The sequence below is a fragment of the Variovorax davisae genome (genome assembly GCF_030316845.1).
Classification (GTDB): Bacteria; Pseudomonadota; Gammaproteobacteria; order Burkholderiales; family Burkholderiaceae_C; genus Variovorax; species Variovorax davisae.
Map to the genome: position 1 here is coordinate 269112 of NZ_JASZYS010000006.1, position 12395 is coordinate 281506.

Genomic DNA, 12395 nt, shown 5'->3' on the forward strand with positions numbered 1-12395 from the left:
CTCAGGCCTGCGCATCGGCGACGGCCAATCCGAACCCCAGGACCGGCAGCATGACGGTGAAGCGCGAGCCCTTGCCTTCCTCGCTCGACACGCGGATGTCACCGCCCATGAGCTCGCACAGCCGGCGGCTGATCGCCAGCCCCAGGCCGGTGCCGCCGAAGCGGCGGGTGGTGGTGCTGTCGGCTTGCGAGAAGGGCAGGAACAGCCGCTCGATCTGCGCCGGCGTCATGCCGATGCCCGAGTCGCTGACCGCGATCTCGAGCCAGCGCACGCCTTCGCGGGCGGCGCCGCGCACGTCCAGCGACAGCAGCCCGTCCTTGGTGAACTTGCCGGCGTTGGACAGCAGGTTCAGCAGCACCTGGCGCAGCTTCATGGCGTCGGCCCGCACTGCGCCCAGGTCCGGCTGGACGCTGACTTCCAGCACATTGGCGTTGCGCGCGATCAGCGGGCGGGCGATGTCCAGCACCTCCTGGATCAGGTTCTGGAGGTCGACGTCCTCGATCTGGAGCTCGAGCTTGCCGGCTTCGATCTTCGACAGGTCGAGCACGTTGTTGATCAGTTCCAGCAGTTGCTGCCCGGCGGCGCGGATCTTGTGCAGGTCGGGCTGCAGTTGCGGCTGGCCGAGCTCGACCACCTCCTCGGCGACGAGCTCGCTGTAGCCGATGATCGCGTTCAGCGGCGTGCGCAGCTCGTGGCTCATGTTGGCCAGGAAGGCGCTCTTGGCGCGGTTGGCCGACTCGGCCGCCTCGCGCGCCCGCTCGGCCGCCGCGCGCTCCTGCTCGGCCTGTGCGTGCGCGGTCTCGATGTGCCGGTTCTGCTGCGCGATCAGCAGGTTCTGGCTCTCCAGCTTCTGCTTGGTGCGCAGCACGTTGCGGGTCTGGGCATTCGAATGCACCGCGAAGATGGTCGTGAACAGCGCCAGGGCGGCGATGCTCAGCAGCGAGATGCCCAGGCTCGATTCGAGGTCGACTGCGAATCCGGTGAGGCTGCCGCCGGCCAGGGCGCCGGCCGCGAAGGCCAGCAGGCCGAGCGCGGCGAAGCGGCCGCCGCCGACGCTGAGGTTGGCGGCATTGAGGGTGATGAACACCGCCGCCACCGGCCACAGGCTGAACGAACACAGCGCCACCATCAGCATGCACAGGAAGGCATCGCCCAGCAGGTTGCGCAGCTCGGCGCGCTTGGAGTTGGCGGCCCGGCTTGCGAGCAGGTACGCGACATGGGGCCACAACAGGCCATGGAACACCGCCAGCGCCCAGAGCCAGGCGCTGGCCTCGCGCCGGTTCAGCAGCGTCCCCCAGAGGGCCAGCACCAGCAGGCACACCGGCAGCCGGACTCGGTAGTCCAGCTCGACGATCGGGTGGGTCTTGCGCGCGCCTGCTCCACCCGCAACGGCTTCGGTCGCAGGAACCATACAGAAAGTAATAATTGTGTTTTCTTAAGTTTGCAGATTAAGCTGCGGCCCGCGGAGCAGACTGTCCGCAGCCGCCAATCTCACTTGCCGAAGGCGCCAAGGCCCCCGGCAGCCCATCCGGCCGGGCGGGGAACCGCCATTGAAGGGAACGCCTCGTGACCTCCACCGCCGCCTTGCCGCTCAACATGCTGTCCAGCATGCAGAAGGCCGGCATCGACCTGGCCGAACTCGCGGCCCTCGCCGGGCTGGCGCTCGCCGATCTCAAGAAGCCGCTCACCGAAGCGCAGGCCGACCGCTTCTTCACGGTCGCCTACGAGCGGGCCGGCGACCCGGCGGTCGGCCTGTTTCTCGGCCTGCAGCCGATGCGGCCCGAGCTGTTCGGCGTGGTCGGCTTCTCGGCCATGACCTGCAGCAGCTTCGGTGCGGCGCTGGCGCGCATCGGGCGCTACAACGCACTGGTGTCGGCCTGCGAGCTCGAGGCCGTGACCGAGGGCGAGGAGACCGCCGTGCGCGTGCGCTACGCCGGCCCCCAGCGCCCCTACAGCCGCTGCCGCATGGACATCCAGATGGGCACGCTGCTCAACTTCGGCCGCCTGTTCACCGAGCGCCAGATCACGCCGGTGCGCCTGACGCTGATCGGCGAACCGCCGCCCTACCACGCACGCTACGCCGAGGCCTTCGGCTGTCCGGCGCTGTTCGGCCAGCCCCACGATTCGATCGTGTTCCAGCTCAGCGACCTCGCGCTGCCGCTGGTCAGCGCCAACCCCAGCGTGGCTGCGATGTTCGAGGATGCCGCCGAGCGCGACCTCGTGGCCTTGCGCGCGCCGCAAGACACCTCGCAGGCCGTGCGGCAGGCCTTGCGCGGACTGCTGCATGGCGATGTCCCGGGCATCGAGCAGGTGGCCAGCGTGCTGTGCGTGAGCGAGCGCACCCTGCAGCGGCGGCTGGCGCGCGAGGGCGTGCGGTTCAGCGCGCTGCTGGACGAGGCCCGCCTGGAGATGGCGCGCCGCTACCTGGCGGCAGGCCGGGCCAGCCTGACCGAGATCGCATACCTGCTGGGTTTCGCCGACCCGAACTCCTTTTTCCGCTCGTTCAAGCGCTGGACCGGGAAGACGCCGGCGGACTACCGCCACAGCCACGGCGTCAAGTCGTCGGGCCTGTCGGCGCCGGCGCCGCGTTCGGGCACGGGTTCGCCTGCACCGCCGCCGTAGGGTCTGCGCCCTGCCCTTCAGTCTTGCGCCGCCAGCCGGGCGGCTTCGGCGCGGACCAGGTCGCGCACGACGACGAGTGCCGGACTCTGCGCCCGCTCGACCCGCGTGGCCAGCACCAGCATCCGGTGCAACTGGGCGCCCGAGATCTCCGACAGCCTCACCGCCCCGGCGCGCGGCTCCTTGAAGACCGACACCGGCATCATGGTGGCCCACCGGCCCTGCCGCACCAGTTCGCGGATGGCATCGACCGAGTCGAACTCGGCCTCCATGTGGAGCCGGCCGCCGAGCGGGGCCAGGCTGCGTTCGACGATTGCCGCGATGCAGGCGGGTCATCACCAGCGGCACGCGGGCCAGCGACGACAGCGGCACCACCGGCGAATCGGCATTGGACCGGCGGCGCCGCCGTTCCTAGACTGCCGCATCCGAACACACAGGAGACATTCGGTGCGCCGGCCACGGCGGGCCGACCCGCCGCATGCCGAGCGAATAGCTCCCCAGGAGTTCGTTGACCACGGGTTGCGTTTCGTCGACCCGCACCTCCCGGCCCACGGCCTTGGAATACGCGGCGGCGGCCTGGGCCGAGAACACGCCCCGCGCATCCCCCCGGGGTCGAGGTTCGGTCAGCGTCTTCCGGATCGCGGCCTGAACCCGGACGGCCGGGCTGGTCCCGTGCGGCGCAGGCCGGGGCAGGAGCACGCCGGACCTGCCGGACCGCAGGCCCTCGTCCAGGACGCCGAGGCGCAGCAGTTGCCCAGCCATCTGGACGGCCAGGGCAGCACGCCGCTTCCATCCGACAATTTCCGACAAAACGCCCCCGGCTGGCTGGCCCGGTCAGGCGGCGCGGCCCCTTCCGCCCTACTGCAGGAAGGCCGGCTTCGCGTAGCCCGGGAACTTGCTGTCGACCACCGCGCGGAAGTCCTTCGAGTGGTAGGCCTCGACGATGTCCTTGGCCCACGGCGTGTCCTTGTCGGCGCGCTTCACGGCCACCACATTGAGGTAGTGGTCGGGCGTCTTCTCGAGCACCACGGCCTCGGTCAGCTTCAGGCCCGAGGACATCGCGAAATTGCCGTTGATGATCGCGTACTCGGTGTCACCCAGCGAACGCGGCAGCTGGGCCGCCTCGAGCGGAATGAACTTCAGCTTGCGCGGGTTCTCGGCGATGTCCTTCTCGGTGGCGCGCAAGGCGTCGATGCCGGGCTTCAGCGTGATCAGCTTGTTCTGCTCCAGCAGCACCAGCGCGCGCGCCAGGTTGCTCGGGTCATTCGGGATCGTGAAGCGGTCGCCGTCCTTGAGTTCGGCCAGCGTCTTGCGCTTGGTCGAGTAGACGCCCAGCGGCGCGATCGGGCCTTGCACCAGTTCGACGATGTCGAGCTTCTGGTCGGCCGCGAACTTCTGCAGATAGACCCGGTGCTGGAAGAAGTTGGCGTCGAGCGAGCCCTGCGCCAGCGCGAGGTTCGGCTGCACGTAGTCGTTGAACTCGACCAGCTTGACCTTGTAGCCCTTCTTTTCGAGCAGGGGCACGATGCCGGCCTTGAGCTGGTCGACGTTGGAGCCGGCGGTGCCGCCGATCACCAGGTCCTTCTTGGCCGCGGCCTGGGCCTGGGCTTCGAGCGAAAGGCCGCCGAGCGACAGTGCGAGCACCGACAGAGCGAGGACGGAACGGCGGACGAGAGATGTTTTCATGGGAACGGTCACGGTAGGAAAAAACGGAATCGGCAACGCGAGGCGTCAGCGCTTGTCCAGGCGGCGCGCGGCGGTGTTGCCGACGAACTGGATGATCTGCACCAGCGCCACCAGCAGCGCCACGGTGAGCACCATCACGTCGGTCTGGAAGCGGTAGTAGCCGTAGCGGATCGCCAGGTCGCCGATGCCGCCGCCGCCCACCACGCCGGCGATCGCCGAGTAGGACAGGAAGCTGACGGCGAGCACGGTGAAGGCCAGCACCAGGCCCGAGCGGGCCTCGACGACCAGGACGCGCCAGATGATCTGCAGCTCGGAAGCGCCCATCGCGTGGGCCGCCTCGATGACGCCGCGCGGCACTTCGCGCAGGCACTGGTCGACCAGCCGCGCGAGGTAGGGGATGGCCGCCACCGACAACGGCACGGCGGCCGCCAGCGGTCCGATCGAGGTGCCCGCGATCACGCGCGTGAAGGGCACCAGCGCCACCAGCAGGATGATGAACGGGAAGGAGCGCACCGTGTTCACGATCCAGTTGAGGATCAGGAAGGTCGGCTTGTTCTCGAGCGACTGGCCGGGGCCGAGCAGGAACAGCAGCACGCCGAGCGGGCCGCCGATCAGCAGCGCGGCCGTGAGGCCGATGCCCAGCATCATGAAGGTCTGGGCGATGGCGATCCCGAGCTCGGGCAGGATGGCGGCGATGTTCTCAGGCATGGGCCAGCTCCTGCGTGCCTGCCGGTTGGCGTGGAAGGGATGAAGCCGCCTGGGCGGCGAGCGCTTCGCGCGCGTCGCGCTCGCGCCGGCGCACCAGCGCATCGATCTCGCGGCCGAGCGCGGTGGCGCGCTCGGCGGCCGGCGAATCGACCTCGAACTGCTCGACCAGGCGGCCCTGCTCGAGGATCGCCACCTGGCGGCACAGCACCTCGACCACCGACAGCTCGTGGGTGACGATGACGATGGTCACGCCGAGCTTCAGGTTGATGTCGCGCAGCGTTTCGAGCAATGCACGCGTGGTCTCGCTGTCGAGTGCCGAGGTGGGCTCGTCGCACAGCAGCACCTGCGGCCGCGGCGCCAGCGCACGCGCGATCGCCACCCGCTGCTTCTGACCGCCCGAGAGCTGGGCCGGGTGGCTGTGGATCTTCTCGGCCAGGCCGACCAGCGCGAGGCACTCGCGCACGCGGGCCTCGATCTCGGCGCGCGAATGGCGGCCGTGGATCTTCAGCGGGAAGGCGACGTTGTCGAACACGGTCGCGTTCTGGATCAGGTTGAACTGCTGGAAGATCATGCCGATGTTCTGCCGCGTGTCGCGCAGCTCGCGGCGCGACAGGGTGGTCAGGTCGCGGCCGCCGACCAGCACCTTGCCGGCGTCGGGGCGTTCGAGCAGGTTGATCAGCCGCAGCAGGGTCGACTTGCCGGCGCCGCTCTTGCCGATCAGGCCGAAGACGTCGCCTTCATGGATGTCGAGCGACAGCGATCGCACGGCATCGAAGACCGCGCCGTCGGGCAAGGTGAAAGATTTCTGCACCGACTCGAGTCGGATCAGGGGGGGCCGGGGCGGGGCCTCGGCCGGGGAAGAGGAGGTCATGGACGGGATCGGCCGGCACGGCCTGCGTGGCAGGCGGATGCAGCGGCGCCGCAAAGTCCGCAAGTATCGCGGCTCGCGGCGCCGAGGGGAACGACGCATTAGAAGGCTGCTTATATGCCCTGGGCATAAGCGCCCCGCGGCGACGGCCTACTGCACCGCGTCGAACAATTGCCGGTCGACCTTCCAGTCCGGGCCGTAGGTGGCGTCGGCATAGGCATACACCACGGCCGAGCCCAGCAAGCCGTGCAGGACGTCGCCCTGGGCCGCGCGGCGGCTGATCACCGCGTTGAGCGCCCCCTTGCGCGCCAGGTCCTGCAGCGCCTGGTCGACCCAGCGCTTGAGCTGCGCCGGCTCAAGCGCCGCGACTTCCTTCTTCATTGCCTCGATCTGCTCGCGCAGCCAGTTCGCGCTTTCGAGATGGGGCGCCGCCGCGGGGGGTTCCGGCACCGGCTGCAGCACCACCGGCGGGGCTACCGCGCGGGTGTCGGCGGCGCCTTCGCTGGCGGGCTCGTTGCGCAGCAGCGAGCGCAGGTACGAGAAGGCGTTCTCGATGGTGCGCAGCGACTTGTTGGCGGCGCGCCGCTCGAGCACCTCGATCTGGGCGCGCACGCGCTCGTCGCCGAATTCCTTCAGCAGGCCTTCCAGCTTGATCTCGCGGATGCCCAGCGTTTCGGCCCGCAGCACCAGCGTGGCGTCGACCGGCTCGCCGGCGAGCGGCCGCTGCAGCGGCGCCTGCCGCTTCTTGCGCACCGCGAACTGGACTTCGGTGATCACCCTGCCCTGCTTGTGCTCGATCAGGTCGATCTCGAGATCGGTCTCGGCGTTGATCTCGATCACCGCGTCCTTGACCCGCTCGTTCTTGAACTTGCGCCATTCGCGCCGCTCGGGTCCGGGCCCGTTGCTGAGCGCGTCGACCCACCAGGTCACCGGCTTGCGGCTGGTGACGCCGCTCGGGTTCTCGCGGTAGCGGGCGCAGATCTCGTAGAGCGCCACGGCGGTGTAGGAACCCAGCTTGGCCAGGACGTCGAGATCGATCCGGGCCCAGCGCTGCGGGTCGCGCAGCGCCGCCATGATGGTGGGCGGATAGGACCAGCTGACCCAGTTCTCGCCGCGGCGGAGCTCCAGCGCGACCTCGGACAGCATCGAGAAGCCGCGCCACTTGACACCGTCGCCCGGCGCGGTCGACTCCCAGTCCACCTCCAGGCTGCGCATCTCGATCAGGTACTTCTTGGCGGCGGTGCGCTCGCTGCCGCTGGAACCGGTGGTGCGCAGGATGGCCGCCAGCGGCGCCTCGAACATGAAGTCGGCCGCGGGCATGCCGGGCAAGGCGACCAGCCGCGTCTGCGCCACTTGCAGCAGCGCGCTGTAGATGCGCCGCCCGGTCAGGGTCACGCGGGCCGAGCGCGGCATCATCACGATCATCTCGTGCGGCTTCCTGAGCTCCAGCACGTCGTCGACGGCGTGGCTCATGACTGGCTTGTCGCCCGGATTTCCCGCGATCTGTTGGCTCATTGCAAGGTCGATGTTATGTCCAACGGCGTTTGGACACAAGCCCGCGCCGAGGTCGGTGCACGCGCCCGAGCAAAACCTGGACACTTGGGGTTCAGGCCGGCGCTGGCAATTCGATTAAAAGCTGGACGGTTGGCCGGAACGGGCGGTGACCGGCGTCTTCGCGCCCCGATTAAAAGCCGGACATTGGCGCCTCCAGCGCCTCCGCAGGCCCCGGAATACGCCTCAAAGTGGCGCTTAAAACCTGGACATTGGCCTCGCGCTGGTGCACAACCGGCCCAAACGGGCTGTGGACAAGCGGCCCGCAGGCAACGATGGCGACCCGGACAGTTGGCGATGGAAGGCTGGACGGATCCGATCAGGTGCCGGACGCAAGCGATTAAAGTCTGGACACTCGACCCCTCAGAAGCCGCGTAACTCGTTGATTTAATTGAAGAAAATCGCGTTTTCGGCGGCCTTAATCTCTTGAATTAATTGAAGTTTCTTTCTTAATCTCCCGAGACGGCTGAGAAAAAAGGCAAAAACCGCAAAGGAGACCGGCGCGTCACGTGAAGGATCGACGTTTCTTCGTTTTTTCGCGTGTGCCCTGCATAATCGCAAGACACTCCAACTTTCAAGGCAGATCCCGTGGACATCAAGCAAACCATTCGACGTCAAAACCTGGAGGATATCGAGCAGCAAGCGCACAAGATCGCCGGCATGATGGACCGGATCCGGTCGGCCATGCTGGCCCCCACGGCCGTGAAGTCTGCGCCCACGCTGAAGGCAGTGCAATTGGCCGACCTGTGCGGGGTCGACAAATCGAAGATCTCCTACCGCCTCACCCGCGGTGACCTTCCGGCCGGCGAGATCCACGGCAACAGCCGCGAGTGGTCGATGGCCGAAGCCCAAAGCTGGGCTCGCGAGCTGCGCGCCGAGCACCTGCGCCCGGAAGGCGCCGCCGGCATCACCATCACGGTGGCCAACTTCAAGGGCGGCGTGGCCAAGACGACCTCGGCCGTGACGCTGGCCCAGGGCCTGTCGATGCGCGGCCACCGCGTGCTGCTGGTCGACCTCGATCCCCAGGGCTCGGCCACGACCTTGTTCGGCGTGCTCCCGGACGCGGAGGTCGAGACCGAGCATACGGCGATGTCGCTGTTCACCGGCGACCAGGAAAACCTCCAATATGCCGTGCGTCCCACCTATTGGCCCAACATCGACCTGGTGTGCGCAGCCCCCCTGCTCTACGGCGCTGAATTCCATCTGCCCGCCCGCCAGGCGCGGGATCCGGGTTTCGAGTTCTGGCGCGTGCTCGACCGCGGCCTCGACCTGCCGCGCGAGGAATACGACGTCATCGTGATCGACACCCCGCCTTCACTGAGCTACGTCACCATCAATGCGCTGATGGCGGCCGACGGCGTGATCATGCCGCTGCCGCCGTCGGCGCTGGACTTCGCCAGTTCGGCGCAGTTCTGGGATCTGTTCTCGGACCTGTGCAACCAGCTCGTCCGCAGCCGCGGCAAGGACAAGAGCTTCGAGTTCATCGATGTGCTGCTGTCGCGGGTCGAAGCTTCCGACACCGCCAGCTCGGTGGTGCGGCAGTGGGTGCTCGAGGGCTACGGCGACAAGGTGCTGCCGATCGAGATTCCGAAGACGGCGGTGGCCGCCACGGCGAGCGCCGAATTCGGCACGGTCTACGACCTGCCCCGTGGCTCGGTGAATTCCAAGACCTTCTCAAGGGCGCGCGTGGCCTACGACAGGATGTGCGAATTGATCGAGCAGCAGATCGAAGCGGTCTGGGCCCGCCAGGTGGCGGAGCGTCAAGTACTGGAAACGGCGGTTTGACATGGGATTGAAAGACAAAGCCTCCAAGATCGACTTCGCATCGATCATGCCGAGTTCGCAGCCGAACCCGGAGCTCGCGAAACCCAAGACCGCGCCTGGCGCGATGATGGCCTTTGCCAACGACCAGCGCTCGGACCTGCTGCGCCAGAACGACGAACTGCGGGCGCGGGTGGCGCAGGTGGACGAGCTGGAAGGGCGGCTGAGCGAGGTGCGCGACGAATTGCGCAGCTGGGACGGCGCCTTGCCGGCGCGCCTGATCGACACCGCGGACATCACGCGCAGCGAGTTCGCCAACCGGCATGCGTCCGCTTTCGAAGGCAAGTTGTTCGAGGACTTCAAGCGCGAGATCCAGGAGGCGGGCCGCAACTCGCAGCCCATCAAGGTGCGCGCGATCGCCAACCCGGGTGACGGTCCGCACTATGAATTGGTGTTCGGGCATCGGCGCTACGAGGCTTGCCGCCAACTGGGCCTTCCGGTCTGGGCGGTGGTCGAGAACCTGGACGACCGGGCCTTGATCGAGGAAATGGACCGGGAGAACCGGGGCAGGGCGGACCCGTCGCCCTGGGAACAGGGAATGACTTACCTGCGGGCGCTCGAGAAGGGCATCTATCCGTCGAACCGCCAGATGGCGGCCGCGCTCGGCGTCGACATCAGCAACCTGGGCAAGGCGATCGCCTTGGCCCGCCTTCCCGCCACGGTGATCGCGGCCTTTCCCACGCCGCAATCGATCCAGCTGGCTTGGGCCACGGATCTCGGCAAGGCCATGACCGAGGACGAATCGGGTGTGCTGTCGCGGGCGCAGGCGCTGTCGTCGGAGAAGACGGCCCTGCCGGCGAAGAGCGTCTTCGCGCGGCTGGTGTCGCCGCCGTCCGTGGTGCCGGAGGCGGCTGCGCTGCCGGCCCAGGCCAACCATGCACTGAAGGTGGGGGGGCAAAAAGTGGGATCGCTTCGCTTCGATGCGATCGGACGTCCCTCGATCAGGTTGTCGATCAAGCTTTCGGATGCGCAGCAGAAGGCCTTGATCAAGGCGATGCAAGGATTTGTCGATTCGATCTGAGCGCCTGAATCAGGGAAGGGCAGGGGAGGGGTGGTTTGAAACCACCCCTTTTTTTTGCGCTGTCAGCCGCGAAGGTGCAGGGGGTAGTTTGAAACTACTCCCATTTTTTTTGATCGCCCGGGCGCTTGGACGAAGGGGGTGGTTTCAAACCACCCCCCTCTCCGCAGTTCAGCTTCGGCCGCCCTCGATGCGCTCGAGCGTGGCGAGAATTTCGGACAGGGTCGATTTCATGAGGCCCATGTCGCGGTCGCGGCGGGCTTCGGCGAGCGGATCGAACCCGGCCGCCGACGCCTGGGCGCCGCCGGCGAAGGCATCCTTCGCTCGCGCCACCACGTCGTCGAGCTTGGTGATGAGGTTGTTGCGCAAGGCCGAGAACTGGGCCAGCTCCCGCCGTACCGAAGCCATTTCGCGCATCAGCGCCGTGAGTTGCTCCTGAACCTCTTGGAGCGCCGGCCCCCCCGGCACAGCAGCAGACATCTCGGTGGCCGCGGCGTGTGCTGTCAAGGAAGGGCCGGCGGGGCCGAGTGCGGCACGGAAGTGGTCCGCGGTCCGGGCGACCGCCAGTTCGAGCACGGCGTGGGAATCGGAATCTGCCAGGAAAGGCCAGAGCTCGTAGACCCGGCCGATGGCGGCCGCGGTGCGCAATCTCAGGCCCGGCCGGCCGCCTCGACGGGGCCGCTGCAGCACGTCATGGGTGAGAGAGGAGGAGGGGGCTTCGCTGGCCTCGATTTCTTCCGGGGATGCCATGCAAGACCGGAACAAGCCCGCAGCGCTCCATTTCTTCAGGGACGAATCTGCAGGTGCGCGAACACCATGAACAAGTGTGAGGATCCGGCCCAGTTCGGCCAAGGTGCAAACGGGAGGCCAGCCTTGGCTGGCACCGGTCGACAGGGTCGAGCCGCCAGATCCGGGCGTCTTCTGGAGGTCATCCGTCTGGTCGTTATCATGAGTCGTAGCAGGCTTCATGAGAAATGATGGCATGTAGCGTGCCAATATGGTTACTCAATAACCGAATTATGACCGAGGAGCGACATTCTTGGTTCAAAAGCCGATCGGCGGCCACTGTTTCGTGAAACATCTTCCCCTTTTCGTCGAGAAATAAGAGCTAACTCGTTGTCGTGAAACAAAAAAATAAGATGCTTCAAAATGTCGTGAAACATCGGTCACGAAGCGCGGCTTAGGATTCGATTAGAACCTGGACACTACAGCCCTGCCTGCATGCCCGTGGTGCAAGAAGACCTTGGCGCGTGGCCGATCCAGCCGGAACCGCGTCGTTCGCTGGGGCAGATTGCCGCTCAACACGCAGATCAGGGCCTGCTACAAACTCGTTCGTCCCGACCGTGCACCGTCAGGGTCGCTGCCGGCAATGCGGTGTCACCTGGATGCCACGATCCCCGGCGGCTTCCACGTTCCTTCGCCAGGCGGCACGATCGACGGCGGCGTGTCCTTCGGCCAGTCGAGCCGCATCGCCAAGTAGATCGGGCCATCAGGCGCGGGCAGCCAGAGCGTTGGGTCCGGTAGATGGCCAGCGCAAACGGTTGGTCGAGGTGAAGACCTTGCGCACGCCGGGCGGCGTCTCCCCCTTCCAGGCCGGCCCGAAGGAGGCGCAGCGATAGGGCGGGCCGGAGGCCGCGGTGTAGACATGGCTGCCGTCGCCGCTTACCGAGACGTCGCGTATGTTGCCCACGCCGAACGAGTGCGGCGCAAGGATCGTCATCAGCAAACCGCCGGGCATCCCCGAACAGTCGACGTCATGCGTGCCGCCGGCCGTGCAGACGCGACGCCCGTCCGAGGTGGCCGTGGATATGCCGAAGCGGCGTGTGCTGCCAAGGCTGCGGCCCCGGCGTAGGCAGTGCCGTGGGGGTGGGAGTTGTAGCTGCCACTGGCCAGCGGGCCACGGGCCAGGTCGGGCTGCAGTTGTCGCAGCCAACTCACTCCGTCGATTTTTTGCTAAATGTATCGAAAAGAATGACAACTGCACCGGGATCTGTCGAGGCCGATGGTCAGCGGCCTGCACCACTGCATCGTGGACGGAAAGCCGAACTTCGACTACAACAGGCCCGTCCTTGCCCCACTGGCGCTGGGTCCCTCGGCCGTCGCATCGGACTGCGGCCGCACGGC

General features: G+C 67.2%; 11 protein-coding genes. 3 read left to right on the forward strand and 8 right to left on the reverse strand.

Features of this window, described 5'->3' with window-relative positions:
• Position 1: 1 nt before the first annotated feature.
• Positions 2 to 1411, reverse strand: coding sequence for an ATP-binding protein (locus tag QTI33_RS16185; protein ID WP_286507115.1), 1410 nt, complete (start codon positions 1409 to 1411; stop codon positions 2 to 4).
• A gap of 155 nt (positions 1412 to 1566) precedes the next feature.
• Here QTI33_RS16185 and QTI33_RS16190 point away from each other — a divergent pair, with 155 nt between their 5' ends.
• Complete coding sequence (locus QTI33_RS16190; protein WP_286507116.1) at positions 1567 to 2622, forward strand: AraC family transcriptional regulator; 1056 nt, start codon at positions 1567 to 1569, stop codon at positions 2620 to 2622.
• 17 nt (positions 2623 to 2639) lie between these two features.
• On the opposite strand, the gene QTI33_RS16195 is transcribed toward QTI33_RS16190, so the two are convergent.
• The 5 genes from QTI33_RS16195 to QTI33_RS16215 form a co-directional block, all read right to left on the reverse strand.
• Positions 2640 to 2942: a LysR substrate-binding domain-containing protein gene (locus tag QTI33_RS16195; RefSeq protein WP_353506345.1), complete on the reverse strand. Its 303-nt coding sequence runs from the start codon at positions 2940 to 2942 to the stop codon at positions 2640 to 2642.
• A 535-nt stretch (positions 2943 to 3477) separates the two neighbouring features.
• A complete protein-coding gene (locus QTI33_RS16200) occupies positions 3478 to 4305 on the reverse strand; it encodes a MetQ/NlpA family ABC transporter substrate-binding protein (RefSeq protein ID WP_286507117.1) in 828 nt (275 codons plus the stop codon).
• A gap of 45 nt (positions 4306 to 4350) precedes the next feature.
• Positions 4351 to 5013, reverse strand: coding sequence for a methionine ABC transporter permease (locus QTI33_RS16205; RefSeq protein ID WP_286507118.1), 663 nt, complete (start codon positions 5011 to 5013; stop codon positions 4351 to 4353).
• Positions 5006 to 5884, reverse strand: coding sequence for a methionine ABC transporter ATP-binding protein (locus tag QTI33_RS16210; RefSeq protein WP_286507119.1), 879 nt, complete (start codon positions 5882 to 5884; stop codon positions 5006 to 5008). Before QTI33_RS16210 ends, QTI33_RS16205 begins: the two co-directional genes overlap by 8 nt.
• A 147-nt stretch (positions 5885 to 6031) precedes the next feature.
• Positions 6032 to 7396: a replication initiation protein gene (locus tag QTI33_RS16215; protein ID WP_286507120.1), complete on the reverse strand. Its 1365-nt coding sequence runs from the start codon at positions 7394 to 7396 to the stop codon at positions 6032 to 6034.
• 624 nt (positions 7397 to 8020) lie between these two features.
• Between QTI33_RS16215 and QTI33_RS16220 the strand changes: the two genes are divergently transcribed.
• Complete coding sequence (locus tag QTI33_RS16220) at positions 8021 to 9217, forward strand: ParA family protein (RefSeq protein ID WP_286507121.1); 1197 nt, start codon at positions 8021 to 8023, stop codon at positions 9215 to 9217.
• Position 9218: 1 nt separating this feature from the next.
• Positions 9219 to 10274 (forward strand): ParB/RepB/Spo0J family partition protein, encoded by a 1056-nt coding sequence (locus QTI33_RS16225; RefSeq protein ID WP_286507122.1) that lies wholly within the window; start codon positions 9219 to 9221, stop codon positions 10272 to 10274.
• A 168-nt stretch (positions 10275 to 10442) separates the two neighbouring features.
• On the opposite strand, the gene QTI33_RS16230 is transcribed toward QTI33_RS16225, so the two are convergent.
• The gene (locus QTI33_RS16230) at positions 10443 to 11255 is read right to left on the reverse strand and encodes a hypothetical protein (RefSeq protein ID WP_286507123.1); all 813 of its coding nucleotides are present in this window, start codon (positions 11253 to 11255) and stop codon (positions 10443 to 10445) included.
• 505 nt (positions 11256 to 11760) lie between these two features.
• Positions 11761 to 11991 carry a hypothetical protein gene (locus QTI33_RS16235; protein WP_286507124.1) on the reverse strand — a complete coding sequence of 77 codons (231 nt, stop codon included), beginning with the start codon at positions 11989 to 11991 and terminating at the stop codon, positions 11761 to 11763.
• Positions 11992 to 12395: the final 404 nt, after the last annotated feature.